We start from the raw sequence: 26,344 nt of genomic DNA on the forward strand, positions 1-26,344 counted from the left end.
CGCGCGCAGTCCCGGATCACAATCCCGGGGGCGCCGTGCTGGCACGGACCACCAGGCGGGTGGGGACCAGGTCGGTGCCCGGCCCGGACGGGCCGGCGTGGATCTGGCCCAGCAGGGCGTCCACGCACCGCCGCCCCACCTCGGCGAAGTCCTGGTGCACGGTGGTCAGCGGCGGCAGGTACGACCCGGCGTCCGCGATGTCGTCGAAGCCGACCACGCTGACGTCGGCCGGCACCCGGCGGCCCCGTTCGTGGAGGGCGCGCAGCACGCCCAGGGCCATCTGGTCGTTGGCGGCGAAGACGGCCGTGCAGGCCGGGTCGGCGGCCAGCCGTAGGCCGGCGCGGTAGCCGGAGTCGGCGGACCAGTCGCCGCGTTCCAGCGGAGGAACGGGCCGCCCGGCCTCCTCCAGGACGTGTCGCCAGGCGGAGGCCCGGCGTTCGGCGGAGAACGACTCGGCCGGGCCGGCCAGGTGCCAGACGGTCCGGTGACCCAGGCCGAGCAGGTGCCGGACGGCCTGGCGGGCGCCGTCGGCCTGGTCGGTGTCGACGACCGGGTAGCGGTCGCCGGCGTCGGAGTCGACGACGACCACGTGCACGCCGGGCGGCAGGGTCACGGCGGCCGCGTCGAGCAGGTGCACCTCGATGATGAGGATGACGCCGTCGACCGCCAGCTCGCCCATTCTTGTGAACGCTCCCAGAACATTGTCCTGGGTGGGGACGCCGACCGGGATGAGGGTTATCGCGTAGCCCTCCGCGGCCGCGTGGGTGGCGATCGCCTCCACGGTGCGGCTGTTGCCGGTGGAGGACAGGCCGAACAGGATCACCCCGATGGTGTTGAACCGCCCGTAGCGCAGCGAGCGGGCCGCGCTGTTGGGGCGGTAGCCGAGCTCGCTCATCGCGGCGAGCACCTGCTCACGGGTGGTCTCGACGACGCCGGGCAGGCCGTTGGCGACGCGCGAGACGGTCTGTGAGGAGACTCCGGCCAGGCGGGCCACGTCAGCCATCGACACACGTTGTTTGCGCCGGCCGCCCGGGACGTCCGTGGCGGCGCGCAGCCGGGGTGGTTCGATCTTGATCACTCCTTGACCGTGATTTGTGGCACGTGCCACTATACGGCAGTCATGTTTACGTAAACATGACGCACATGTTTACGTGAACATCCTTGGAGGGGGGCAGGTTTGACCCGGCGTTCATGGATCGGGTGGCAGTTCACCGGTCCGTTCCTCAGCGTCTTCGCGCTGGTCTTCCTGGCGCCGATCGGCTACTCGATCTACCTCAGCCTGTTCCGCACCAGGCTGGTCGGCGGCACCACCTTCGTCGGCATGGACAACTACACCAAGGCACTCTCCGACCCGCAGTTCTGGGAGGCGGTCACCCGGGTCGGGCTGTTCCTGCTGGTGCAGGTGCCGATCATGCTGGGCCTGGCGTTGCTGATGGCGCTCGCCATCGACAGCGGGCGGCTCTACGGAGCGGGCTTCTTCCGGATCGCGATCTTCCTGCCGTACGCCGTGCCCGCCGTGGTGGCCGCGCTCATGTGGGGCTTCCTCTACGGCACCCGGTTCGGCCTGGTCGGCAACATCAACGAGTTGTTCGGGGTGACGCTGCCCGACCCGCTCGCCCCGGACCTCATCCTCGCCAGCATCGGCAACATCGTGACCTGGGAATTCGTCGGCTACAACATGCTGATCCTGTATTCCGGGCTGCGCGTCGTGGACACCGCGCTGTACGAGGCGGCGGCGATCGACGGCGCCGGCCAGCTCCGCATCATCCGGGCGATCAAGCTGCCGGCGCTGCGCGGGCCGCTCGTGGTCGCCACCGTCTTCTCGATCATCGGCAGTTTCCAGCTGTTCAACGAGCCGCAGATCCTGGACACCCTGGCGCCCAACTCGATCACCACCTACTTCACCCCGAACATCTACGCCTACCAGCTGTCCTTCGCCGGGCAGCAGGTCAACTACTCGGCCACGGTCGCGATCCTGATGGGCGTGACGACGATGGTCGTCGCGTACCTCTTCCAGCGCCGCACGCTGCGGGGGGTGGCCTGAGTGACCGTCCCACCGGGCCGCCCCCGCCGGCGCAGCGTCACCCTCACGATCGTCACCGGCCTGATGCTGCTCTACACGCTGCTGCCGCTGGTCTGGCTGCTGATCAGCGCCACCAAGACCCAGGAGGACCTGCTCGGCACGTTCGGCCTCTGGTTCTCCGGCGACTTCGCGCTGTTCGCGAACATCGCGGACACCTTCACGTACCAGGACGGGATCTTCGGCCGCTGGCTGCTGAACACCGTGCTGTACGTGGTGGTCGGCGCCGGAGGCGCCACCCTGCTGGCCGCGCTGGCCGGCTACGGGCTGGCGAAGTTCGACTTCCTGGGCCGCCGCGTGGTGTTCGCCGTGGTCCTCGGCGGCATCGCGGTGCCACCCACCGCGCTGGCCGTACCGACGTTCCTGATGTTCGCCAAGATGGGGCTCACCGACACCCCGTGGGCGATCATCATCCCCTCGCTGGTGTCACCGTTCGGCCTCTACCTGATGTGGACCTACGCGGTCGAGGCGGTGCCGAACGAGATCCTCGAGTCGGCCCGGGTCGACGGGGCCGGCGAGTTCCGCAGCTTCTTCAAACTGGGCCTGCCGCTGCTCGCGCCCGGCCTGGTGACGGTGCTGCTGTTCAACATCGTCGCCACCTGGAACAACTTCTTCCTCCCGTTGATCATGCTCAAGGACGCCGACCTCTACCCGCTCACCCTGGGGCTCTACCAGTGGAGCGAGCAGGCCACCACGGTCGGCGGAGACGTCGTCTTCAACCTCGTGATCACCGGCTCTCTGCTCACCATCGTCCCCCTCACCGTGGCCTTCCTGCTGCTGCAGCGTTACTGGCAGTCGGGTCTGGCCGCGGGGAGCGTCAAGCAATGAGAAGGGATTGCGTCATGTCGATCACCCGCCGGCGCGCGCTCCTGGGCGCCGCCCTGTCGATAACCCTGCTGGCCACCGGCTGCTCCGGCTCCGACGAGACGGAGGACGCCGCCGCCCCCACCACGGTCCCCGAGGCGGACATCGCCGCCGCTCTGGAGGCCGGGGGCAACCTGACCGTGTGGGCGTGGGACACCACGCTCACCAAGGTGGCCGCCGACTTCCAGACCAAATACCCCAAAGTCAAGATCAACCTCACCAACGCGGGTACGGGCAACGACCAGTACACCGCCCTGCAGAACGCGATCACGGCCGGCACCGGGGTCCCCGACGTGGCGCAGATCGAGTACTACGCGCTGCCGCAGTTCGCGCTCGCCAAGTCGGTGACGGACCTGAACGCGTACGGGGCCGCCGCGCTGGACGGCACGTTCACCCCCGGCACCTGGAACGCGGTGCACACCGGCGACAAGATCTACGGCTTCCCGATCGACTCCGGCCCGATGGCGCTCTTCTACAACAAGGAGGTGTTCGACAAGCACCAGATCGCCGTGCCGACCACCTGGGAGGAGTACGCGGCGGCAGCCGAGAAGCTGCACAAGGCCGACCCGAAGGCGTACATCACCAGTGACAGCGGCGACGCCGGGTTCACCACCAGCCTCATCTGGCAGGCGGGCGGCAAGCCGTACACGGTCAACGGCACCGAGGTCGGCGTCAACCTCGCCGACCCGGGCAGCACGAAGTTCGCCACCCAGTGGCAGAAGCTGATCGACGCCAAGCTGCTCTCGCCGGTGGTCGGCTGGACCGACGAGTGGTACAAGGGCCTCGGCGACGGCACCATCGCCACCCTGGTCACCGGCGCCTGGATGCCGAGCAACCTGGAGAAGGGCGCGGCCGCGGCGAAGGGCAAGTGGCGGGTCGCCCCGATGCCGCAGTGGGAGGCCGGCGGCAAGGCCACCGCCGAGAACGGCGGCAGCTCGCTGGCCATCCCGGAGAAGAGCGCCAGCAAGACCCTCGCGTACGCGTTCCTCAAGTACGCCGCCGTCGACGAGGGCGCGCAGACCCGCATCGACGACGGGGCCTTCCCGGCCACCACCAAGCACCTGGCCGCCCCGGAGTTCAAGAACAAGGAGTTCCCGTACTTCGGTGGCCAGAAGGTCAACGAGGTTCTCGCCGAATCCGCCGGGCAGGTCGTCTCCGGCTGGTCCTACCTGCCTTTCCAGGTGTACGCCAACAGCATCTTCGGCGACACCGTCGGCAAGGCGTACATCGGGCAGGGCACCCTGCAGGACGGGCTGAAAGCCTGGCAGGACGCTTCGGTCAAGTACGGCCAGGAACAGGGCTTCACAGTTAAATGACACTGAGCAACGAGACGACCCGGCGCTGGCTTCGCCGCGCCGGGTCGGCGCGTCTGGAATTCGGCGCCGACTACAACCCCGACCAGTGGCCCCGCGAAGTCTGGGACGACGACGTACGCGCGATGCGCGCGGCCGGCGTCACCATCGTCAGTCTCGCGATCTTCTCCTGGGCGCGGCTGGAACCCCGCGAGGGCGAGTACGACTTCGCGTGGCTGGACGAGGTGATGGACCTGCTGCACGCCGGCGGCATCACGGTCGACCTGGCCACCGCCACCGCGTCGCCGCCGCCCTGGCTGACCCGCAAGCATCCGGAGATCCTGCCGGTCACCCGGACCGGTGAGATCCTGTGGCCGGGCGCCCGTCAGCACTGGCGGCCCACGTCGCCGGTCTTCCGCGAGCACGCGCTGCGCCTGGTGGAGAAGCTGGCCACCCGGTACGCCGAGCACCCGGCGCTGGTCGCCTGGCACGTCAACAACGAGCTGGGCTGCCACAACGTCTACGACTACTCGGACGACGCGGCGGCCGCCTTCCGGGTCTGGCTGCGGAGGCGCTACGGCGGCATCGAAGCGCTCAACCACGCCTGGGGCACCGCCTTCTGGTCGCAGCGGTACGGCGACTACGCGGAGATCCTGCCGCCCCGCCTGGCCGCCTCGCACCCGAACCCGACCCAGCAGCTCGACTTCAAGCGGTTCTCCTCGGACGCGCTGAAGGACCATCTGCGGGCCGAACGCGACCTGCTCCGCCGGATCACCCCGGACGTACCCATCACCACGAACTTCATGGTGATGGGCGAGCAGAAGCCGATGAACTACGCCGACTGGGCGGCCGAGGTGGACTTCGTGTCCAACGACCACTACGTGCTGCCCGGCCCGCAGGCCCGCGACGAACTGTCCTTCTCGGCCAACCTGACCGGCAACCTCGCCGGCGGTGAGCCGTGGTTCCTGATGGAGCACTCGGCCAGCGCGGTCAACTGGCAGCCGGTCAACGTGGCGAAGAAGCCGGGCGAACTGGCCCGCGACTCGCTGACCCACGTGGCCCACGGCGCCGACGCGGTCTGCTTCTTCCAGTGGCGGCAGTCGCGGGCCGGAGCGGAGAAGTACCACTCGGCGATGCTGCCGCACGCGGGAACCGACAGCGACCTGTTCCGGGAGGTGGCCCGGCTGGGGGAGCGGCTGCGCGAGCTGGCGCCCGTCGCCGGCTCACGCCGTCGCCGCGCCGCGGTCGGCATCGTCTTCGACTGGGAGTCGTGGTGGGCGTCCGAGCAGGACTCGCACCCCACCGACCGGCTGCGCTACCGGCAGGAGGCGCTGGACTGGTACACCGCGCTGCTGGACGCCGGCATCCGTGCCGACGTGGTGCCGACCGGCGGGCCGCTGGAGGAGTACCGGCTGCTCGTCGCCCCGATCCTGCACGTGGTCCCGGCCGCCCTCGCGGACCGGCTGAACGGGTACGTCGCGTCCGGCGGGCACCTGGTCACCACGTACTTCTCCGGGATCGTCGACGAGCACGACCACGTCTGGCTGGGCGGCTACCCGGGCGCGCTGCGGGAGCTGCTCGGCATCCGGATCGAGGAGTTCGCGCCGTTGCTCGACGGCGAGAGCGTGGCGCTGGACAACGGCACGGCGGGGACGCTGTGGACCGACCGGGTCGACGTGACCGGCACGGACGTCGAGGTGCTGGCCCGGTACAAGACCGGCGAGCAGGCGGACCGGGCCGCCGTCACCCGGCGGCGGGTGGGTGACGGCTCCGCGGCGTACGTCTCCACGCGCCTCGGCCCGGACGGGCTCGCCGTGCTGTTGCCGCAGCTGCTGGGCCCGGCCGGGGTGACCGGCGAGCTGCCGGCCGAGTTGGCCGGCCGGGTGGAGCTGGCGATCCGCGGCGACCACTGGTTCCTGATCAACCGGACCGCCGAGCCGGTGGACCTGCGGGCCCTCCCCGGCGCCCCCGACATGCTGGAGCCGCGAGGAGTAGCAGTCTTCCACCCCTGAACCCGTGTGGGTTTCGGGTGCGCTCCGCGCCCGAAACCCACACGCTTGGCCGTTGCTGCGGTGTGTGGGGTTTGGGTGCGGTGCGCGCCCGTACTTCACACGTTTGGTTGGTGCTGTGGTGTGTGGGGTTTGGGTGCGGTGCGCGCCCGTACTCCCCACGTTTGGTCGGTGCTGCGGGGCGTGTCGGTGTGTGGGTTTCGGGCGCGGAGCGCACCCGAAACCCACACACTGTTCGGTCTGACCGCTTCCCGGCCGGATGGGCCGGCCGGAAAGCGGTCAGAGCGCCGCCCGCGGCACGAACGCGGTGGCCCGTTCCGCGGAGGTCTCGGCGATCCGCAACCACTGGTCGTCGGCCACGACATAGTGTGACGGGTAATTGTTCGACCGCAACACCAGTGCGGCGCCGGAACGAATCGTGAGTGGACAGAAAGTGGCGTCCTGACGGAAAAGCTCACTGTTGTCGATGCGTTCGAGCAGGATTTGGAAGTTGCGGTGCCGCAAATAATATCCGGGAAAGTTAACAGATTCGAACGAGACGCAGCCGTGGTTCGCGAGCCCGGATCGGATCCAGAAGTTCGCGTCGGCCCCCTCGCCGTCGGCGATCCGGTCCAGGCGGCCGCGGTGGTGGCGGTGCCGGACCCGCAGCGCGGTCTGATCGGCGGCCGCCAGCCCGGCCGTCGAGCCGACGGAGAGTGACACCGGCGCGGGGTTCGTGGTGGCCGTCCGGGTCGGCCGCGCGCCGGCGCTACGGGTCGGCGCCGTGGTGGCGCGCGCCGCGCTGGTGTGCCCGGCCGACGGCGTCGCCGATGCCGAACTCGCTGGTGGGGACGGCTGGACGCTGACCGGCACCTGGGACGCGCCGAGACCCGGTGGCAGCGCGGGCCAGGTCTGCGGGGCGCCGGACGGGAAGGAGAACTCGGCGGCCACCGGCTCCGGTGCGCGGGCGGCGTCCAGGGCGACGGCGACCGCGGCGGTGGCCGCGCAGGCGAGGCAGAGCGCCGCGGCCAGGACGAGGCGTGGTCGCGCCGTCCCGGCGCCGCGGAGCCGGGGGAAATTGTCACGGGGATGGGACCCGCTGGGGAGCGCGGGTTGAACGGTCGGCCGGATCGGCCCGGCGCTTCCGTCGCCGGGTGAATAGGGCGGAACCCAGCCGCCGACCCGCAGTCCGTCGCGGGTGTCGTCTTCCGGCATCAAATTCGCTTCCTGGAGAACGCTCACATTGCCACTTAATGTTCCGTTAAGGATCTACACGGTCAATGTGTCGGGAGGCAAGGGGTAACGCCGTCCCAAAAAGCGTGGGATCGCTCCCAAGTTGATCCGTGCGACGTTCACATCCGTATCCCCGGGCGGATCCATCCGTGCGCTTCGAGGAGAGCAGCGTGGACAGTCCCGTCGTGCCCGCGACCGGGGAGCCGGGCAAGCCGGCCGAGGCCCCGGAGAACACCGAGCTACCTGACATATCGGAATTCTGGCCGGACGCCCCGCACCGGGCAGGGCCGGCCGCCGACCACTACGAGGCCGAGGGTGCCGAGGCCACCCGCACCGAACCGGCGTGGCATTCGCTGTCCACGCACCGGCCCACCCTGGAGCTGACCACCATCAGCCCGCCGCCCCGCCCGCTGTGGCGGCCGGTGGTGCCCCTGCTCGCCGGCATCCTGGTCATGGCCGCCGCGTTCTGGACGATCTTCGGCCCGGACACCGACCGCACCTCGTCCCGGGCGCCGGTCGTCATCACCCCGCCGGGTGCCGCGCCTGCCACCCCGCCGGCCGGCCCGCCGGTCTCCATCGAGACGTCCCCGCCCGCCGGCGTGGAACAGACCGGCCTCCCGCCCGTGCTCGCCCCGCCCACCGCCACCTTCGAACTGGTCGACGGCACCACCGAGGTCGGCGTACGGATCGGCGACCCCGGCGCGGGCTGGTTCGCGGTGTCGACGCCGCGGGACAGCGGGATCACGGCGCGGACCCTGGTCGAGGGCACGTCGGTACGGGTGTTCGTCGCCGAGACCGGCCGCGACGGCCCGGCCCGGCTGGACGTGGTGCTCAGCCCCGAGGTGGTCTGGTCGGTGCTGATGCGCGGCGGCGTCCGGTCCGGCGAGTTCGACCTGACCGGCGGCCGGGTCGGCCGGGTGGACCTGCTCGGCGGCGCCCGCCGGGTGGCGCTCGCGCTGCCCCGGCAGGACTCGGTCGTGCCCATCTCGATGGGCGGCGGCATCCGGGACTGGCGGATCACCACCGACGGCCGGACCCGGGTCCGGGCGGTGCTCCAGCGCGGCGCCGGCGAGGTGGAGCTGTACGGCGACCGGAACCGTGGCGTCGACAAGCGGTCGGTGTTCACCGTCGGTGACGGGGACGGTGGGATCGACCTGGTCGCGGCCGAGGGGGTCGGCACCCTGACCGTCGAGGCGGACTGACCCCGGGGCAGAATTCTCGGGTGACACGAGCAGAGGGCGACGCGGCGCCACCCGAGACCACCGTCTCCCTGGACTACTTCACCGGGCTCTACCTGGCGAAGGACGACCCGTGGGACATCGCCAGCAAGTGGCACGACCGGCGCAAGTTCGCCGTCACCATGGCCAGCCTGCCTCGCGAGCGGTACCGCCGCTGTTACGAGCCGGGCGCCTCGGTCGGCACGCTCACCCGGATGCTGGCCGGCCGCTGCGACGAGGTCCTCGCCGTGGACAGCGTCCCCGAGGCGGTCGACCTGCTCCGGCGCAACACCGCCGGCCTGGCGAACGTACGGGCCGAACGGGCCGAGCTGCCGGCCGAGCCGCCGGACGGCGTCTTCGACCTGGTCGTCATCGGCGACCTGCTCTACTACCTGTCCGCCCCGGACCTGAAGACGCTGCTCGACGACCTGGTCCCCCGTCTGGAGCCGGGCGGTGACCTGGTGTCGGTGCACTTCCGGGACCGGGAGAACGGCGGCAGCTACGACGGCTTCAACGCGCACGCCGCGCTGCTCGCCACCCCCGGCCTCACCCCGGTCGTGCACCACGAGGACGAGTGGTTCCTGCTGGACGTGCTGCGCCGCTCAGACGACGTGGCGTAACGCGGTGAGGCCCGCCACCGCGGTCCGTCCGAGCGGGACGCCGGTTCGCGCGTCCAGCCAGGTCACCCCGGCGGGCCCGCCCACATGGAGACGGCTGCCGTCCCGGCTCAGCGCCAGCCCGCGTACCGGGCCGGGGACCGCCCACCCGTCGGCCGCCGCACCGGAGACCCGGTTCACGGCGGTGACGGTCCGGCCCGCGCCGAGCAGCACCCGGTCGTCGGTGCTCAGGGCCAGGGCGGCCGGAACGTCTCTGGTGACGGGCACGTCCACCACCCGGTCGATCGTCAGCGTCGCCGGGCTCGCGTAGGCGAGCTTCCCGGAGTTCACGTCGGCGACGAACAGATTCCGGGCGTCGGCGGCCAGCGCGTGCCCGGCCACCGGCCCCTCACCGAACGGGTGCGGCAGATCCAGGCAGTACGCCCACCCGTCGACCAGGTGCAGCACGTGCACGAAGGCGTGCGCGCCGCCCGGCCGCCCGGACAGCAGATCCCGGGTGTGCCGGTGGCCGGGCTGATGGGTGTAGAGCGTGAACAGCATCTTCCGGTCGGCGGACAGCACCGCCTGCCGTCCGTCGCCGCGCATCTGCTCCTCGGCGCCGGGCGGCACCGCCCGCTTGTCCCGGGTGGACAGCGGCCGGATCTCCCCGGTGGCGAGGTCGAGCAGCCGCACCCGGTAGTGGTCCGGTGCGGTGGCCGGCAGCCAGTCCAGCACGAACAGCCCGGTCCCGTCGGCGGTGAACGCGTCCGGCTCGATCACCCCGGGCAGGTCGTACTCGCGCTCGCCGTCGGGGCCGGCGATCAGCAGCGGGGTCCGGGGGCGCGCGGCGGGACGGTCGGAGGCCCCCGACCGGCTCAGCGCGCACGCCCGGCCGTCGGTGGCGACGACCCGGGGCAGCCACCCGTCCTTCAGCGGGGTGCGCAGAACGCTCAGCCCGGTCTCCGGGCGGATCCGCTCCAGGCCGCCGTCGTGGGCGCGGAACAGGTGGGCCCCGTCGAACCCGGCGGCGGCCGTACCGAGCACCTGCTCGCCGAACGGGCCCAGGCGCAGCAGCCCGCGGCCGGAGTCGGCGAGCAGCACGTCCGGTGCGGAGGTGCCGGTGACGGCGGGAGCGGACTCCCGGCATCCGGCCAGTACGAGGGCCGAGCCGGCGAGCATCAACACGTTGCGGCGGGTCGTCATGTCATGGAGACACCGCCCGCCGGGAACCGGTTCCCGGCGGGCGGTGTCTCTAAGGTGTGCTGTTGTCGGAAGGGGCGGCCATCGATATCGACGAGGCGACCGTGGTGGCCCGGGCTCGCGGGGGCGACCTGGACGCGTACGAGGTGCTGGTCGCGCGCTGCACCGTGCCGGCGCACCGGGCCGCGGTCCTGCTGGGTGCCGGCGCCGACGCGGACGACGTGGTGCAGGAGGCGTTCGTGAAGGCGTACCGGCAGTTGGACCGGTTCCGGGGCGAGGCCGGGTTCAAGGCGTGGCTGCTGGCCATCGTGGCCAACGAGACCCGCAACCTGGTCCGGTCGCGCCGCCGCCGGGAAGGGTTGTGGCTGCGCGCCGCCGTCCGGGAGGATCCGCTGCCACTGGAGCCGGACCCGGCCGAGTCGGCGATGGCCGGTGAGCGCCGCCGCGTCCTGGTCGAGCAGTTGCGGGCGCTCGACCGGCGGGACCGTGACGTGCTGGTCTGCCGCTACCTGCTCGACCTGTCCGAGGCGGAGACCGCGGTGACCCTGGGCCTGCCGCGCGGGACGGTCAAGTCGCGGACCTCCCGGGCGCTGACGAGACTGCGCGACCGGCTGCCGATCACGGAGGTGCCCGGTGCCTGAACCCGACGATCTCATCGCGGAACTTCGTGAACTGGGCGGTCGTCTGCGCGTACCCCCGGCTGTCGATCAGAGGGACGCGGTGCGTGCGCGCCTCGCCCGGCCCGCACCGCGACGGCCTCGCGCCCGTCTCGTCCTCGCCGGCCTGGTGGCCGCGCTCGTCGCCTCGGTCACCCTCGTCGCCCCGGCCCGCGCCGCGGTGGCCGAGGTGATCGGCGGCCTGCTGCGTGTCGCCGGCATCGAGGTACGGGCGGAGCAGTCCCGTAGCGACCTGCCCGCCACCCCCGCCCCGCTGCCGTCGCCGGGCGGCTCCTCGCTCGACGCCGTCCGCCGGGCCGCCGCCTTCCCGGTCGGCGTGCCCGAGGCGCTGGGACAGCCGGAGCAGGTGCTGACGGCCGACCCGGACGGGCAGGGGCGCCCACGGGTGATCACCCTGGTCTACCAGGGCGGAAGCGTCCGGTTCGACCAGTTCGACGGGCAGCTGCAGACGACCTTCCTCAAGACGTCACCGGACGCGCGGCCGGTGGACCTGGGCGGCACGGTGCTGGTGGCGGCCTGGCTGCCACGGCCGCATCCGCTCACCTATGTGGGCCGCGACGGCGTGCAGCGGAGCGAGACGGCACGGCTGGCCGGGCCCACACTCATCTGGACGACCGGCACCGTCACCTACCGGTTGGAGGGAATTCCGGCACTCGAACAGGCGATAGTGGCGGCACGGTCGGTGCGCTGAGCCCCGATCGGGTAGGTAGCGTTCGCCCGGATGAGAAACCTCCCTGCTCTCGGCGGCCTCGCCGCGGTGGTCGTTCTCGCCGGATGCACCTCCGCACCGCGGCCGCAGGCCACCCCGGCGCCCTCGCCGTCACCGTCGCCGCGTACCGAGTCCGTGTTCTTCGTGGAACCGGACGCGCCGGCGGTGGGGCAGGTGGCCGCGTGGGAGGCGGGCGGCCGCGGTGCGGACGCCGCCGCGCTGCGCCGCATCGCCGCCGCGGCGGCCGCCGTCTGGTTCGCCGACGGCTACCCCGGTTTTCAGGACCGTGCCCGGCGGCTCGTCGAGGCGGCGGCCGCGCACGGCCGGACCGCGGTGCTGGTGCCCTACTACGTGCCGGGACGTGACTGCGGCGGCCACTCCAGCGGCGGCGCCCCGGACGCCGGCGCCTACCGGGCGTGGATCGCCGAACTGGCCGGTGTGGTCCGCGGGCACCCGGTGGTCGTCGTCCTGGAACCGGACGCGGTGCCGCACGCCATCGACGACTGCCTCGTCGGCGGGGCAGGCGTCGAGGAGCGGCTCACCCTGCTCCGGGAGGCGATCAGGACGTTCAAACAGGACCCGGGGGTACGCGTCTACCTGGACGCCGGCAACCCCGGCTGGATCAAGGACGTGGACCGGGTGGCGGAGACCCTGGAACGCGCCGGGGTGCGCGAGGCCGACGGGTTCAGCCTCAACGTGGCCAACTTCGAGACCACCGAGGCCAACATCGCGTACGGGACCAGGATCTCCGACCGTATCGGCGGGATGCCGTTCGTCATCGACACGAGCCGCAACGGCAACGGGCCGGCCCCGGTCGACAAGGCCGACGCCGACGGCCACTGGTGCAACCCGCCCGGCCGGGCGCTCGGGCCGGCGCCGACCACCGACACCGGGGTGCCGCGGGTCGACGCCTTCCTCTGGGTGAAACGGCCGGGGGAGTCGGACGGGGCCTGCGGGCCGGGGGCGCCGCCGGCCGGTCAGTGGTGGCCCGAGTACGCGCTCGGGCTCGCCACCAACTGAGCCGTCAAGCCACTCGCACCCACCGCGCCGGGCTCGGCACGCCCTCGTCGTCGATCAGGAAGAGCATGTACCAGCCGGGTGGGAGCAGGCCGCGTTTCTCCGGTACGGAGAGGGACAGACCGCCGGGGGTCCGCCGGACGCCCAGCTCCACCGACCGCTGGTCCACATCGGTCCCGTGGGTGACCGAACTGGGCCGGACCAGCCGGGCCCGGACGACCCGGTCGGCGTCCGGGGTGGCGAAGCCGGCCTTGCGCCCCGGCCGCACGGTCCGCGGCCCGGACAGGATGGTCGGCCGGTCGCCCTCGAACAGGTACGGCGGACTGTAGATCTCGATCCGCTGCTCGAACTTCCCGGGGTTCTTCCCGGACGGGTCGTAGATCGGGTCGCTGCCCAGGGTGATCACCCGCCCGTCCGGCAGCAGCAGCGCCTCCGAGTGGTAGTTGCGGCCCACCCGGGGCGCCGCCGCCTCGGTGAACCGCTCGCGGCGCGGGTCGAAGATCTGCGCGGTCAGCAGGTCGCTGCGGGATCGTCCCTCGTACGGCCCGCCCCGGTACCCGGACGAGCCGCCGCTGGTGAAGACGGTGTCGTCGGGCAGCACCACGGCGTTCAGATAGCGGGTCGGGTGCGGCAGATCGGGGCCGGGCCGGTAGACGGGCCGTGGCTCGTCCAGGTCGGCGATCGCGGTGCGGGCCGTGGAGACCGGTGAGTCGCCCACCTCGCCACCGCCCATGATCATCACCTTCTGGTCCTGGGCGGGCGGCAGCATCACCGAGGCGCTGGTCTCGGTCATCGTCGGGTCGGCCAGGCCGGGCACCGTCTGGAAACCGTTGGTGCGCACGTCCCACAGCCCGGGGGTGCGGCCCTCGGTGGCCGAGCCGTACCCGGCGTTGGAACCGGAGAAGAACAGCCGCTCGTCGGCGGTCAGGAACAGCGCCGGATAGGTGGGGAACACCCGCTCCAGCTCCGGCGCGGCCACCCATCGGCGTTTCGCCACCCGGTAACGCTCGTTCACGCCGGGCAGCATCCGGCCGAACTCGTCCAGCCCGGAGACGGCCAGCACGTCACCGCCGGGCAGCGGCGCCAGCGTCGGGTACCAGCGGTGCTCGGTCAGGTTGCCGGTGCGCACGTAACGCTCGGCGATCGGGTCGAACTCGTACGACGTGCGGTCCCCGCCGTACTCCTGCTTCTCCCGGGTGATCTTGTCGGAGACGCCGTACAGGTTGCGGGTGTCCAGCCCGGTCAGGCCCTCGATCCGGTACTGCGCCGGGGTCTTCACGACTGGGGCGTCACCGGGTTCGGCGGCGTCCACCCAGACCTCCACCTCCCCGGCGTGGACCATGGTGTGCGGGCCGTGCGTCATCTTCGTCGCCGGGGGCACGGTAACGTCCGCCCTGGTCAGGTAGACGCGGCCGTCGGCGCTCAACAGCCGGGTGCCCTTACGGAAGACGCGCGGGCCGCCGTCCGGCGACTCGTTCTTGATCTTCATGACCCCGGCGGCGTTCTCGATGTTCTCCTCGAGCACCTCGTACGACTTGGTGCCGCCGGCCACCAGCAGATTGCCGTTGGGCAGGAAGGTGTGCCCACCGCAGAACAGGTCGGTCGGGGTGGGCACGTCCTTGAACTCGTCGGTGTCCGGATCCCACAGGATCGAGCGGAACGAGCCCGCCTCGAACTTCTCCCGGTTGTTGCCGGAACCCGCGATGATCAGCACCTTGCCGGTCCGCAGCAGCGCCGCGTGGACCGCGTTGATCCGGAATCGCCCCGGCACGGGCAGCATCGACCAGTGGCCGAACCGCTCCTTGTAGGACTGCCGGTTGATGCTGAACTCGTGGTAGCGCTCCGCGGCGAAACCGACGATCGGCCGGTTCACGGTCACCACGGCGGCCACCGCCGGGATCACCACGAGCGCGGTGATCAGCCGCCGGGCCAGGGTCGGTCGTCTCCGGGCGGTCATCGGGTTGCCACCTCGATCAGTTCCTTTCGGTCGGTCAGAGCGGGAATCGCACGGCCGTGCCGCCGCCGGCGCAGCGCCTGCAGCGCCCAGATCGCCGGCGGGGCGAGGCAGACCGCCAGGTTCAGCGACGGCCACAGCCACATGAAGCCGTGCGCGTGGCCGGTCATGGCGGCCACCATCAGCAGGGCCGCGAAGAAGACGGCCCAGCGCAGATGCGTACGGAAGGTGAGCAGCCGGTCCGGGCTGGCCGAATCGCCTTTCGGGGTCACCACGAAACCGGCCCGGCGGCGCAGCACCGCCTGCAGGAACGACGTCACGTAGATCGGCGCGCACAGGGTGGACAGCAACATGCCGGACAGCCCGGAGGAGCCGGCCTCCTCGTGCGGGCTCACGTTGTGCCGGCGGTTCCACAGGTACAGGCACACCTGGAACACCGCGGCGTCCACGTAGAGCATCAGCCACACCTCCTGCGGCACCTGGACGCCCTTCGCACCGAGCAGCACGTGACAGGCGGCCGTGGCGGCGCCGAGCAGCCACGCGATCGCGGTGAGCGGGTAGTACGCCATCAGCAGCGCGTAGTGCAGCGACCGCCGTACGCCCAGCCGGTGGACCATCCGGGCGAAGCCGGCCACGCACACCTCGTCGGTGCCCCGTGACCAGCGGTGCTGCTGGCTGAAGTAGTCGGTCCAGGACGACGGGCCCTCGCCGACGGCCAGCACGTCCGGCGTGTAGACCGATCGCCAGCGGCGCCCGGTCCGCGGGTTGCGGGTGGCGTGCGCGACCAGGCTGGTGGCCATGTCCTCGGTGATCGAGTCCTGCAGCCCGCCGATCGACCGCAGCGCCGTGATGCGGACCGCGTTGTTGGTGCCGACCAGCATCGGGACGCCCAGCCGGTTGCCGGCCCGCTGGAGCAGCGAGTGGAACAGGTACTGCTGCGACTCGGCCCAGCGGGTGATCACGTTGTCGCAGTTGCCGTAGATCTGCGGGCCGATCACGAACGCCACGTCCGGGTCGCGGAAGTAGCCGAGCAGCCGCTCGCAGAAGTTCGGCAGCGGCACGTGATCCGGGTCGACCGAGACGAACACGTCGTACCGGTCGCCGTGCCGGTCCACCCACGCGTTGTAGTTGCCGTGCTTGGTTCTCGCCTTGAAGGCCCCGGCCGGCGTGTTCCAGTCCGGCACGCCCCTGCGACTGAAGTGGTGCACGCCGATGCGGGCGCACATCGCCCGTACCCCGGGGTCGTCGCCCTCGTCCAGCAGCCACACGTGGTAGCGGCCGGGGTGCCGGATCCGCCGGGCGGCGCGCAGCGTCCGCTCGACCATCTCGACCGGCTCCTTGCCGGGGACGATCGTGGTGAGGAAGGCGACCCGCAGCGACGGGTCCGGCGGCACCGGCCGCGGATCCCGGGCCCGCAGCGTCGCGAGGCACAGAGTGACCACGTTGACCAGGCGGAACAGTTCGATCAGGGCGGTCGCGCCGATCATGAAGACGGTGGTGGCGAACAGGGCCGTGTCGGCCCGCCGGTCGGGCACCTCGATCGAGGCGAGCAACCAGCCGAAGAACGTCGTCTCGAACGCGAAGGCGAACAGCGCGATCAGCGCGGATCGGACCGGGCGGCGCCGGGACAGCGGGCGCAGGCGGACCCGGTGGTCGCCGTCGGGCACGGGTTCGGGGTCCCCGGCGAGGCGACTGAAGCCGTGGTAGTCGGGCGGCGGTGATATAGCACGCTTTCCGGTCACAACGGAGAAGATAGCGAAATTTCGTAAATTCCGGGCATACCGCGTACCGGAACGTGTCGTGATCTAGTGGAGTGCCCGATTCGCGGGCCGAGACTTTGTAGCCAGGAGTGACGGAAATCGTCGAACCGGCACGCCCTGTGATCCGTTCTCTCTGTCAGGCGGGGCACGGCGCCCCGCGGTGACCGACAAGGCGGTGGCAATGCTGATCCTGTCCCTTCTCATCCTGGTCCTGGCCGCCGCCTGCGTGCTCGCGGTGCGCGGGGTGCGGGCGGAGGCTCGGGCCGAGGCTGAGCCGCTGAACATCCCGGAGGCGTTCTTCGCGCCGGAGAGCCTGGAGGGTGTGCTGTGCTCGCAACTCCTGGACGGCGAGATCACCAGGCGTCAGTATCTGCGGTCGATGGCCGGCATCGCCGCGCGTGACGAGGAGCGCCACCCCCTCGTGGTGCCCGGTTACGAGGACTGAACCCCGGACCGGCTGGTTGTCGGCGCTGTCTCGGTAGAGCTGAGGCAGCGCCGACAACCAGCCGGGTCGAGCCCGGCCGCCCGCTGTCGCGGGTGGCCGGGCTCGTTCGCGCGCTTGACAGGGCGCCAGGGATGCACGCTAATGGAAACACTGTTTCGGAGAGTGTTACGGCTGACCACTTGGAGGTCCCGTGTACCTGTCCCTACATCGCATCGTCGCCGCGCTCGTCATGTCCGCCGGCGTACTGGCCGTTACCGCCGCGCCCGCCCGGGCCGCTGCGGCCGAGATCGATGGTGACATCACCGTCCCGTGCGGCAGTTCGACCTACACCCAGGACGCCGACTGGTTCTTCCCCGAGACCACCAGCCCGAAGGCCCTGGTCTTCCTGCAGCACGGATTCTCCCGCTCGAACAGCCATGTCGCCGCGCTGGCCCGGAAATACCAGGCCGCCGGCTTCCTGGTCTTCACCCCGACCCTGCCGTCGATCAACTCCAGCGGCTGCACGGTCAGCAACCAGGGCGACAACACCGCGTTCCTCAACAGCGTCGCCGCCTGGATCGGCGAGGCTACCACCGCCGGTAAGGCGCTGCCCACCAGTTACGCGAAGGCGGCGACCACGGCCGGGCGCGCCGGCAGCACACTGCCCGCGAAGTACGTGCTGGCCGGGCACTCCGCCGGCGGCGACGCGGTCGCCTACATCGCGAACCGGCTGCGCACCACGTTCCCGGCCGCGTTCGGGAACCTCGAATACCTGCAACTTCTCGACCCGGTCAAGTCGCCGTCGGGCACCAACATGGCGGACGCCCTCACCGGGTTGAACGGCACCTCGCTGCCGATCACGACGATCTCCTCGCCGCCCTACCTCTCCAACAGCAACGCCAGCGGAACCGTGGAGTTGCTCGCCCGGGTCGACCGGCCGTTCCTCGGGGTCCGGCTCACCACCGGGTCGCACTGCGATGCCGAGGGCGCCAGCACCAATTGGCTCTGCACGCTCACCGGCGGCGCGCCGAAGTCGCAGAACGTCACCGCCCTGCAGACCTTCGCGGTCAACTGGGCCGCCGACGCGGTGGCCGGCACCACCACCGCGACCTACTACCCGGGCGGCGCCTACTATCAGGGCCTGCTCACCGCGGGCGTGATCCAGACGCTCGGCTGACACTCCCCAGCGGAGCCGGCGGCCGCACGGCCGCCGGTTTCCGCTCTCAGGCCGCCGGTTTCCGCTCTCAGGCCGCCGGTTCCCGGTCTCAGGCTGCCGGCTTCGCCGCGAACGCCGTGAGCGACTCCTCGGCCCACTCCAGCGTGGACCGGGACTGATGGATCGCGGCGCGCAGCGTGATCCGCACGAACGCCCAGTCGGGCGTGTCGCGTTCGGTCACGCTCAGCCCGGCGAGCAGCCCCTCGTACCGCCGGAGGCGGGCCCCGGCCGCGTCACGGGTCTCGCGCAGCAGCGCCGCGCAGTGCTCCGGGCCCAGGGCGCGGCCGAAGAAGAGGCGCAGCAGCAGCCCGTCACGGGGCGGACTGTCCTGGACCGGTTCCAGCAGCAGGCCGAGCAACTCGGCCGAACCGGACTCGGTGATCTCGAAGACCGAGGAGCCCGCCCGGGCGCCCGGTCGCCGCCGCACCCGGCCGGTGTCCTCGAGGGCCCGCAACGCCGGATAGATCTGGCCGAAGCTCTCGCTCCAGAAATGCCCGAGCACGTCGCGGATCGCCACACGTAGGGCGTAGGCCGTCATCGGCTCGATGCTCAAGGCGCCGAGAACCGCCATCCGGGTCTGGCTGGAACGGGACAAGTGATCACCCCTCACGCCTGCCAGATGTTCCTAACAGATATGTCGATGCGGCGAAAGGCGTGCCCGGGATGATGCGGACCGTGCCGGCGGCTCCGCCCGGAACGGGCGGCACGGGCGCGCGTGGCAGCGGGATCGCCGTGCGCCACGGGACGGCGCCGTCTACCGGGGACGGTCCTCCGCGTACCAGACGATGGTTTGAATGGTTTCGGCGAGGGTGACCACGTCGGCGTATTTGGCGTCGAGATCGAAGAGGTTGTGTTCGTGCGGGCCGCCGTCACGGTCGGCGCAGGCCTCGCGGACGACGATCGGGCGGAAGCCGTGCTGGAGCGTGTCGAGGGCCGAGGCGCGGACGCAGCCCGAGGTGGAGTAGCCGCCGATGAGCAGTGTGTCGATCGAGTGCGAGGCCAGCCAGGCGGCCAGGGACGTGCCGGCGAAGGCGCTCGCGTAGTGCTTGACCACCACCTGTTCGCCGGGCGCCGGGCACAGTGGCGGCGCGAAACCGCCGAGCGGGTTGCCGTCGGCGAACACCTTGAGCGCCGGCACCTTGGCGGCGAACAGCGGCGCCTCCGCGCACGTCTCGTCGGCGAAGTGGACCCGGCTCCAGAGGACCGGGATCCCGGCGGAGCGGGCGGCGTCGGCGAGCTCGGACATCGCCTCGGCGGCCTTCGCGCCGGTGGTGAGGAAGAGCGGCGAGTCCGGGTCGGTGTACGCCAGTGCCGCGTCCACCAGCAGCACCGCGGGCCGGGACCCCCAGCCGAGCCGCCGCGCGAACCCGGCCTTCGCGTAGTCCTCGCCGAGCCCGGGCATCAGATGATCCCGCGGGTCTTCAAGTCGGCCAGTTCCTCGCCGGTGAGGCCCAGCAGGCCCTGGTAGATCTCCTCGTTGCCGGAGCCCAGCGCCGGGCCGGCCCACTTGACCTCGCCGGGGGTCCCGGACAGCCGGGGTGCGACGTTCTGCATCGGGATCCGGCCGAACTCGGGATGCTCCACCTCGATGACCGCCTGGCGGGCTTGCACGTGCGGGTCGGCGATGATGTCCTCGGCGGTGTAGATGCCGCCCGCCGGGACGCCGGCCTCGTGCAGCATGGACAGCAGCTTCGCCGACGGGATGGTCCGCGTCCAGGCGGAGATGACGTCGTCGAGCTCGGTCTGGTTCTCGCCGCGGGCGCCGTGCGTGGCGTACCGGGTGTCGGCCGGCAGGTCGGGGCGCTCCATCACGTCGGCCAGCCGGCGGAACACGGTGTCCTGGTTGGCGGCGATCAGCACGTCGGAGCCGTCGGCGGTGGGGTAGACGTTGCTGGGCGCCACGTTCGGCAGGATCGGGCCGGTGCGCTCACGGCGGTACCCGGCGACGCCCCACTCCGGGATCAGCGACTCCATCATGGCCAGGACCGCCTCGTAGATCGCCGAGTCGACGACCTGGCCGCGGCCGGTGCGCTCGCGGGCGTGCAGGGCGGCCAGTGTGCCGAAGGCGGCGTAGGTGGCGGCGAGCGAGTCACCGATCGAGATGCCGGACCGTGACGGGGCCCGGTCGGGCTCGCCGGTCACATACCGCAGCCCGCCCATCGCCTCGCCGATCGAGCCGAACCCGGCACGCGGCGAATACGGTCCGGTCTGGCCGTAACCGGTCACCCGTACCAGAATGAGCCGGGGGTTGATCTCGGACAGTGCCTCGTAGGAGAGGCCCCAGCGCTCCAGGGTGCCGGGCCGGAAGTTCTCCAGGAGCACGTCGGACCTCTCCACCAGCCGTCGGACCAGGGACTGGCCCTCGGCGGTGCGCAGGTTGCAGGTGACCGACTTCTTGTTGCGGGCCACCACCGGCCACCAGAGGGACTGGCCGTGCGGTTTCTCGCGTCCCCACTGGCGCATCGGATCGCCCTTGCCGGGGTCCTCCAGCTTGATCACCTCGGCCCCGAAGTCGCCGAGGAGCTGCCCGCAGAACGGGCCGGCGAGCAGGGTTCCGGTTTCCAGGACGCGAATGTCAGACAATGGCGCGGTCACGCCGTCACCCTATACTTGCGAAACGATGTTTCGCTAGAAGAAACAAGGGGTGTCGGGCGTGGAGATCGTCGAGGTCGGGCCGCGGGACGGGCTGCAGAACGAGAAGAAGGTGCTGCCGGCCTCCGTCAAGGTCGAGTACGTGCGGCGGGCCTTCGCGACGGGACTGCGGCGTATCGAGGTGGCCGCCTTCGCCCGGCCGGACCGGGTCCCGCAGATGGCCGACGCCGAGGAGGTGCTGCGGGGCGTCCCGCGTTCGCCCGGCGTGCGGTATGCCGCGCTGGTCCTGAACGGGCGCGGGTTGGACCGGGCTCTGGCGCTGGAGGCCGCGCGGCCCGACGAGATCAACTATGTGGTCGTCGCAAGCGATGAGTTCTCCCGCCGCAACCAGGGGATGTCCACGGCCTCCTCGCTGGAGGCCTTTCGCGCGGTCGCGGCACGCGCCCGCGACGCCGGATTCTTCGTGACGTTGACGGTGGCCGCCGCGTTCGGGTGCCCGTTCACGGGTCCGGTCCCCGCCTCCCGGGTGCGCTCGATCGTCGAGGACGCCGGCCCGATGGACGAGATCTGCCTGGCCGACACCATCGGCGTCGGCGTGCCGGGGCAGGTCACCGAGCTGGCGGCGCAGGTGCGATCGGTCGCCGCGGGCGTGCCGCTGCGCGCTCACTTCCACAACACCAGAAACGCGGGGTACGCCAACGCGAGCGCCGCGGTGGCGAGCGGTTTCGGGGCGCTGGACGCCAGTCTCGGCGGGATCGGCGGGTGCCCGTTCGCGCCGGCCGCCACCGGGAACATCGCCACCGAGGACCTCGCCTACCTGCTGAACCGGTCGGCGCTGAGGACCGGCGTCGACGTGACCGCGGCGGCCGCCGTCGGCGCCTGGATCGGGTCGGAACTCGGGCTCGCGTCGGTTCCCGCGCAACTCGGCCGGGCCGGCGATTTCCCTCTTGCGCCATGAATGGAAACGGTGTTTCCATTCTCGCATGTTGCGGCCGGGTGGTGCTGATCTGACGATCGCCGGTGGCGTGCGCGAGTTCGGCCGGGCCACCCCGGACGTGGTCGCGGTGCGCGACGGGGATCGGGAACTCAAGTACGCGGCGCTCGACGAGCGTTCCTCACGGCTCGCCTGCGCGCTGCTGGCCCACGGGCTCGCCCACGGCGACCGGGTGGCGCTGCTCTGCGGCAACCGGCTCGAATACCCGGAGATCGCGGCCGGCATCGCCAAGGCCGGCCTGGTGCTGGTGCCGGTCAACCCGCGGCTCACCGCGCCCGAGGTGGACTTCATCCTCGGCCACTCCGGGTCGCGGGCGCTCCTCGTGGACCCGGCGCTGGCCGGGGCCGTGCCGGACGGCTTCGGCGGCCGGGTGGTGAGCATCGGGCCGGAGTACGAGGCGTGGCTTGACGCCGCCCGGGCCGTGGACCCGTGGATCCCGGTGGACGAGCGTGACCCGTTCTGCATCGCCTACACGGCCGGAACCACCGGCGACCCCAAGGGCGTGCTGATCTCGCACCGGTCCCGGTCGCTTACCTTCTACGCCACCGCGCTGGAGTGGGGCCTCGGGCCGGGACGGCGGACCGTCGCGGTCGCCCCGATGTACCACGGCGCCGGGTTCGCCTTCGCCTACGCGGCCGTCCACTGCGGGGCGACCGTCAGCATGCTGCGCTCCTTCCAGCCGGACGCGCTGCTCGACATGATCCAGCGCGACGGCGCCCAGTCGGTGTTCCTCGTCCCGACGCACGCGCAACTGATCCGTTCCGCGCTCGAGAAGGTCCCGGCCCTGCCGACGCTCGACACCCTCTACTTCAACGCGGCGGCCCTGCCCAAGGTGCTCAAGGAGTGGGTGTTCGAGGCGTTCCCCGGCGTCGGCGTGCACGAGCTCTACGGCTCCACCGAGGCGGGGGTGGTCACCAACCTGCGGCCGCCGGACGCCCGCCGCAAGGCCGGGACCGTCGGGCATCCGTGGTTCGGCACCCAGGTCCGGATCGTCGGCCCGGACGGCGCCCCCGTCGAACCCGGTCAGCCCGGCGAGCTGTACAGCCGCTCGCCGTACCTGATGAACGGCTACCACGAGAACCCGGCCGCCACCGCCGCCTGCACCACCGAGGACGGCTTCCTCACCTCCGGCGACATCGTGATCCGCGACGAGGAGGGCTTCATCTCCATCGTCGACCGGGTCAAGGACGTGATCATCACGGGCGGTGTGAACGTCTACCCCCGGGACGTCGAGGAGGTGCTGCTCACCCACCCGGCGGTGACCGAGTGCGCGGTCGTCGGCGAGCCGGACGAGCGGTGGGGGGAGCGGGTCGTCGCCTACTACGTCGGCCGCTCGCCCGTCGAGGCCGGCACGCTGGAGGACTTCCTGCGGTCACGGCTGGCCGGGTTCAAGGTCCCCAAGCAGTACCGAACGGTCGCGGCGCTGCCCCGCAACGCCGCCGGCAAGATCCTGAAACGCGAGCTGAGGAGTGCGCCGTGAGGGCACATGTGGAGTTGATCCACGAAGACGACTACATCTTCCATGCCGGTGAGCTGCCGTACGGTGAGGGAAGGATCCTCGAGCGCCGCCTGTCGACCGACGAGGAGGACGGCTCGTCCTCGCTGTCGCTGCACGCCACCGCGGACTGGGGCCGCGGCGCCGGGATCGTGCACGCCGACACCGAGTTCTACGTGGTCGAGGGCTCCATGGTGTACGGCGGCCGGGAACTCGGCGCCGGCGGCTACGTGCAGGTCCCCAAGGGCACGGCCATGGACTGGATCAAGATCCGCGAGGGCTCCCGGGTGCTGCACTGGCGCGAGTACGGCGACTGCGGGTTCGACCCGTTCACCAACCTCGGCGAGGCGTCGGCCGAGGCGTCCCCGGAGTCCACCGAGGGCGTCACCGTGATGGACGCCGAGAAGATGGAGTGGACCGAGGCCCCGTCGGTCGGGCCGCTCTCCCCGCTCTACATCAAGCTGCTGCACCGCGACCCGAAGACCGGCTTCTACACCCGGCTGATCCGCGCGCCCAAGGGCTGGACCGACCACCGGCTCGCCCACCACCCGTGCTACGAGGAGTTCTACACCCTCTCCGGGAGGATGGCCTACAACTTCGGCGACATCGACGACGGCACCTACTGTTTCCGGCCGGCCCGGGTCAAGCACGGCCACTTCGTCGCGGAGACCGACATCGACTGGATCCTGCGCTCCGACGGCGAGCTGACCAACTGGTACACCACCGGCGAGTGGGTCGAGTACGGCGGCCACGCGGAGAACTACGACGAGCACGACGGGCACATCCACCCGGTCCTGTCGTCGCTGCCGGTGCGGTCCCGTTCGCGCGGGGAGTGGTCCGGCGACGGCATGTGACCCGCTCTTCGGCTGGTTGCCGGGCTGTCTCGGCGTAGCTGAGGCAGCCGATCCCACCACTCACGCCCGGCGGGCGCGGTACGGCCTGTACCCCGCAGCGCCTCGCGTGGCGCCGCGGGACGGGGCGGATCCGGCGGGGGACGGTCCACCGCGTACCCCGGCTTTGTGAGCTTGATCTCCGGGGTTAAGGGAGGTTACTGGCGGGTAATATCGCGGCATGAGTGATCGAGTCACCGCCTCCCTCACCGAGGTCCTCGACGGCCGCTGGGCGCACGTCCGCCGGGCGGTCCGGGAGCGGCTCGGCGCCGAGTTCGTCACCGTTGCCGGTGAGACCGGCGACCAGGCGCGGGAGCGGGTCAGCCGGCTGATCCGCGAACTGCCCACCGACGTCGGCGTGGTCTCCGCGTTCCCGGCCGAGTACGGCGGCTCCGACGATCCGGGCGGCTCCACCGTCGCGGCCGAGATGCTCGCCCAGGTCGACCTGGCGCTCATGGTCAAGGCCGGGGTGCAGTGGGGACTGTTCGGCGGGGCGGTCGTCGCGCTCGGCACGAAGCGGCACCACGACGCCTATCTGCGGGACATCATCTCCGCCGACCTCATGGGCTGCTTCGCGATGACCGAGACCGGTCACGGCTCCGACGTGCAGCAACTGCGGACCACCTGCACCTACGACGCCGCCTCCGGCGATTTCGTGCTGCACACCCCGCACGAGGCCGCCCGCAAGGACTACATCGGCAACGCGGCCCGCGACGGGCGCATGGCCGTGGTCTTCGCCCAGCTCATCACCGGAGGCAGGTGCTACGGCGTGCACGCCTGGCTGGTGCCGATCCGCGACGAGCACGGCGACCCGATGCCCGGCGTCACCATCGGCGACGCCGGGGCCAAGGCGGGGCTGCTCGGCGTCGACAACGGGCGGATCTCCTTCGACCACGTCGTCGTGCCGCGCGACATGCTGCTCGACCGGTACGGGCAGGTCGCCGAGGACGGCACCTACACCAGCACGATCGAGAACGACACCCGGCGCTTCTTCACCATGCTCGGCACCCTGGTCCGCGGCCGGGTCACCGTCGGCGCCGCCGCGTCCGCGGCCACCCGCAGCGCGCTCACCATCGCGGTCCGCTACGGCGAGACCCGCCGCCAGTTCACCAGCCCCGGCGCCGACCGGGAGATCACCCTCAACGACTACCTCGCCCACCAGCGCAAACTCCTTCCGGCGGTGGCACGGTCGTACGCGTACGCCTTCGCCCAGGAGGAACTCGCGGTCACCATGGCCGACGTCTTCTCCCTCGCCGAGCCCGACGAGCGCCGCCAGCGGGAGCTCGAATCCCGGGCGGCCGGGCTCAAGGCCGTACAGACCTGGCACGCCACGAAGACCATCCAGATGTGCCGGGAGGCGTGCGGCGGTGCCGGCTACCTCGCCGAGAACCGGCTGCCCGGGCTCAAAGCCGACACCGACGTGTTCACCACGTTCGAGGGCGACAACACCGTACTGCTCCAGCTCGTCGCGAAAGGCCTGCTCACCGGCTATCGCGACGCCTTCGGCTCCCTCGACGGCTGGGGGCGGGCCACGTTCGTCGCCGAACAGGTGCGGGAGATGATGCTCGAGCGTACGGCCGCGCGCTCGCTCATCCAGCGGCTCGTCAGCGCGGTGCCCGGCCGTGACGAGGAGGTCGCCGTCACCGACCGGGGCTGGCACCTGGCCCTCTTCGAGGACCGTGAGAAACACCTCCTCGACGGGGCGATCCGCCGCCTGCGCAAGGGCGCCGCCGGCAAGAAGGACCGGCCGTTCGACATCTTCAACGACGTGCAGGACCACGTCCTGTCGGTGGCGGCCGCCCACATCGACCGGATCACCCTGGAGGCGTTCGTCGCCGGCATCGAGCGGACCGGCGACGACGCCGCCCGCGAACTGCTCGGAAAAGTCTGCGATCTGTACGCGCTGACCACCATCGAGGAGCACAAGGCCTGGCTGATGGAACACGGGCGTCTCACCCCGGCCCGCTCCAAAGCGGTCACCGCGGTCGCCAACGACCTGCTGCGCGACCTGCGGCCGCACATGCGTGCGCTGGTGGACGCGTTCGCCGTACCGGAGGAATGGTTGAACGCCGCCATCCTGCGCGAGGAACCGGCCCGCCAGGACGCCATGGCCAAGGAGGACGACGCGCTCCGCGCGGGCTGACCG

At 71.4% G+C, this 26,344-nt stretch carries 23 protein-coding genes; 15 read left to right on the forward strand and 8 right to left on the reverse strand.

Features of this window, described 5'->3' with window-relative positions; genetic code table 11:
- Window positions 1-16: 16 nt before the first annotated feature.
- Window positions 17-1,078, reverse strand: a complete 1,062-nt coding sequence (locus tag AB0I88_RS18470; RefSeq protein ID WP_361025353.1) for a LacI family DNA-binding transcriptional regulator — start codon at window positions 1,076-1,078, stop codon at window positions 17-19.
- A 99-nt stretch (window positions 1,079-1,177) separates the two neighbouring features.
- Between AB0I88_RS18470 and AB0I88_RS18475 the strand changes: the two genes are divergently transcribed.
- From AB0I88_RS18475 to AB0I88_RS18490, 4 genes are all read left to right on the forward strand, one after another.
- Window positions 1,178-2,044: a sugar ABC transporter permease gene (locus tag AB0I88_RS18475; protein WP_361025356.1), complete on the forward strand. Its 867-nt coding sequence runs from the start codon at window positions 1,178-1,180 to the stop codon at window positions 2,042-2,044.
- A 63-nt stretch (window positions 2,045-2,107) separates the two neighbouring features.
- Window positions 2,108-2,908: a carbohydrate ABC transporter permease gene (locus AB0I88_RS18480; RefSeq protein ID WP_361025582.1), complete on the forward strand. Its 801-nt coding sequence runs from the start codon at window positions 2,108-2,110 to the stop codon at window positions 2,906-2,908.
- 14 nt (window positions 2,909-2,922) lie between these two features.
- The gene (locus tag AB0I88_RS18485; RefSeq protein WP_361025359.1) at window positions 2,923-4,260 is read left to right on the forward strand and encodes a sugar ABC transporter substrate-binding protein; all 1,338 of its coding nucleotides are present in this window, start codon (window positions 2,923-2,925) and stop codon (window positions 4,258-4,260) included.
- Entirely contained in the window at window positions 4,257-6,248 is a 1,992-nt protein-coding gene (locus tag AB0I88_RS18490) for a beta-galactosidase (RefSeq protein WP_361025362.1), read from the forward strand. Before AB0I88_RS18485 ends, AB0I88_RS18490 begins: the two co-directional genes overlap by 4 nt.
- A gap of 276 nt (window positions 6,249-6,524) precedes the next feature.
- On the opposite strand, the gene AB0I88_RS18495 is transcribed toward AB0I88_RS18490, so the two are convergent.
- A complete protein-coding gene (locus AB0I88_RS18495) occupies window positions 6,525-7,439 on the reverse strand; it encodes an AbfB domain-containing protein (protein WP_361025365.1) in 915 nt (304 codons plus the stop codon).
- Between the two features lie 188 nt (window positions 7,440-7,627).
- On the opposite strand from AB0I88_RS18495, the gene AB0I88_RS18500 reads away from it, so the two are divergent.
- Window positions 7,628-8,659 (forward strand): hypothetical protein, encoded by a 1,032-nt coding sequence (locus tag AB0I88_RS18500; protein WP_361025368.1) that lies wholly within the window; start codon window positions 7,628-7,630, stop codon window positions 8,657-8,659.
- Between the two features lie 20 nt (window positions 8,660-8,679).
- Window positions 8,680-9,294, forward strand: a complete 615-nt coding sequence (locus AB0I88_RS18505) for a class I SAM-dependent methyltransferase (RefSeq protein ID WP_361025371.1) — start codon at window positions 8,680-8,682, stop codon at window positions 9,292-9,294.
- Here the strand turns inward: AB0I88_RS18505 and AB0I88_RS18510 are convergent.
- Window positions 9,277-10,473, reverse strand: a complete 1,197-nt coding sequence (locus AB0I88_RS18510; RefSeq protein WP_361025374.1) for a hypothetical protein — start codon at window positions 10,471-10,473, stop codon at window positions 9,277-9,279. The genes AB0I88_RS18505 and AB0I88_RS18510 overlap by 18 nt on opposite strands.
- Window positions 10,474-10,535: 62 nt before the next feature.
- Between AB0I88_RS18510 and AB0I88_RS18515 the strand changes: the two genes are divergently transcribed.
- Genes AB0I88_RS18515 through AB0I88_RS18525 form a run of 3 tightly spaced genes read left to right on the forward strand, consistent with a single transcriptional unit; the run spans window position 10,536 to window position 12,876 of the window.
- Entirely contained in the window at window positions 10,536-11,111 is a 576-nt protein-coding gene (locus AB0I88_RS18515) for a sigma-70 family RNA polymerase sigma factor (protein ID WP_361025377.1), read from the forward strand.
- Window positions 11,104-11,838 carry a hypothetical protein gene (locus tag AB0I88_RS18520; RefSeq protein WP_361025380.1) on the forward strand — a complete coding sequence of 245 codons (735 nt, stop codon included), beginning with the start codon at window positions 11,104-11,106 and terminating at the stop codon, window positions 11,836-11,838. The genes AB0I88_RS18515 and AB0I88_RS18520 overlap by 8 nt, the downstream gene beginning before the upstream one ends.
- A 30-nt stretch (window positions 11,839-11,868) precedes the next feature.
- Entirely contained in the window at window positions 11,869-12,876 is a 1,008-nt protein-coding gene (locus AB0I88_RS18525) for a glycoside hydrolase family 6 protein (RefSeq protein WP_361025383.1), read from the forward strand.
- Window positions 12,877-12,880: 4 nt separating this feature from the next.
- On the opposite strand, the gene AB0I88_RS18530 is transcribed toward AB0I88_RS18525, so the two are convergent.
- Window positions 12,881-14,830: a galactose oxidase early set domain-containing protein gene (locus AB0I88_RS18530; protein ID WP_361025386.1), complete on the reverse strand. Its 1,950-nt coding sequence runs from the start codon at window positions 14,828-14,830 to the stop codon at window positions 12,881-12,883.
- The gene (locus AB0I88_RS18535) at window positions 14,827-16,494 is read right to left on the reverse strand and encodes a cellulose synthase catalytic subunit (RefSeq protein WP_361025388.1); all 1,668 of its coding nucleotides are present in this window, start codon (window positions 16,492-16,494) and stop codon (window positions 14,827-14,829) included. The genes AB0I88_RS18530 and AB0I88_RS18535 overlap by 4 nt, the downstream gene beginning before the upstream one ends.
- Before the next feature lie 253 nt (window positions 16,495-16,747).
- On the opposite strand from AB0I88_RS18535, the gene AB0I88_RS18540 reads away from it, so the two are divergent.
- Both AB0I88_RS18540 and AB0I88_RS18545 read left to right on the forward strand, forming a co-directional pair.
- A complete protein-coding gene (locus tag AB0I88_RS18540; RefSeq protein ID WP_361025391.1) occupies window positions 16,748-17,032 on the forward strand; it encodes a hypothetical protein in 285 nt (94 codons plus the stop codon).
- 190 nt (window positions 17,033-17,222) lie between these two features.
- Window positions 17,223-18,188 (forward strand): alpha/beta hydrolase, encoded by a 966-nt coding sequence (locus AB0I88_RS18545; protein WP_361025394.1) that lies wholly within the window; start codon window positions 17,223-17,225, stop codon window positions 18,186-18,188.
- 88 nt (window positions 18,189-18,276) lie between these two features.
- On the opposite strand, the gene AB0I88_RS18550 is transcribed toward AB0I88_RS18545, so the two are convergent.
- The 3 genes from AB0I88_RS18550 to AB0I88_RS18560 form a co-directional block, all read right to left on the reverse strand.
- A complete protein-coding gene (locus AB0I88_RS18550) occupies window positions 18,277-18,822 on the reverse strand; it encodes a PadR family transcriptional regulator (RefSeq protein ID WP_361025396.1) in 546 nt (181 codons plus the stop codon).
- 159 nt (window positions 18,823-18,981) lie between these two features.
- Entirely contained in the window at window positions 18,982-19,629 is a 648-nt protein-coding gene (locus AB0I88_RS18555) for an isochorismatase family protein (protein WP_361025399.1), read from the reverse strand.
- A complete protein-coding gene (locus tag AB0I88_RS18560) occupies window positions 19,629-20,822 on the reverse strand; it encodes a CoA transferase (RefSeq protein ID WP_361025402.1) in 1,194 nt (397 codons plus the stop codon). The genes AB0I88_RS18555 and AB0I88_RS18560 overlap by 1 nt, the downstream gene beginning before the upstream one ends.
- 58 nt (window positions 20,823-20,880) lie before the next feature.
- Here AB0I88_RS18560 and AB0I88_RS18565 point away from each other — a divergent pair, with 58 nt between their 5' ends.
- From AB0I88_RS18565 to AB0I88_RS18580, 4 genes are all read left to right on the forward strand, one after another.
- Complete coding sequence (locus AB0I88_RS18565) at window positions 20,881-21,777, forward strand: hydroxymethylglutaryl-CoA lyase (RefSeq protein ID WP_361025405.1); 897 nt, start codon at window positions 20,881-20,883, stop codon at window positions 21,775-21,777.
- Between the two features lie 25 nt (window positions 21,778-21,802).
- Window positions 21,803-23,293 (forward strand): AMP-binding protein, encoded by a 1,491-nt coding sequence (locus AB0I88_RS18570; protein ID WP_361025409.1) that lies wholly within the window; start codon window positions 21,803-21,805, stop codon window positions 23,291-23,293.
- The gene (locus AB0I88_RS18575; RefSeq protein WP_361025412.1) at window positions 23,290-24,162 is read left to right on the forward strand and encodes a DUF4437 domain-containing protein; all 873 of its coding nucleotides are present in this window, start codon (window positions 23,290-23,292) and stop codon (window positions 24,160-24,162) included. Before AB0I88_RS18570 ends, AB0I88_RS18575 begins: the two co-directional genes overlap by 4 nt.
- A 217-nt stretch (window positions 24,163-24,379) precedes the next feature.
- On the forward strand, window positions 24,380-26,341 hold the full coding sequence (locus AB0I88_RS18580) for an acyl-CoA dehydrogenase (protein WP_361025415.1): 1,962 nt from the start codon (window positions 24,380-24,382) through the stop codon (window positions 26,339-26,341).
- The last annotated feature ends 3 nt before the right edge of the window (window positions 26,342-26,344 follow it).

Origin of the sequence: Actinoplanes sp. NPDC049802 (assembly GCF_040656595.1) — a bacterium.
Lineage (GTDB): Bacteria > Actinomycetota > Actinomycetes > Mycobacteriales > Micromonosporaceae > Actinoplanes.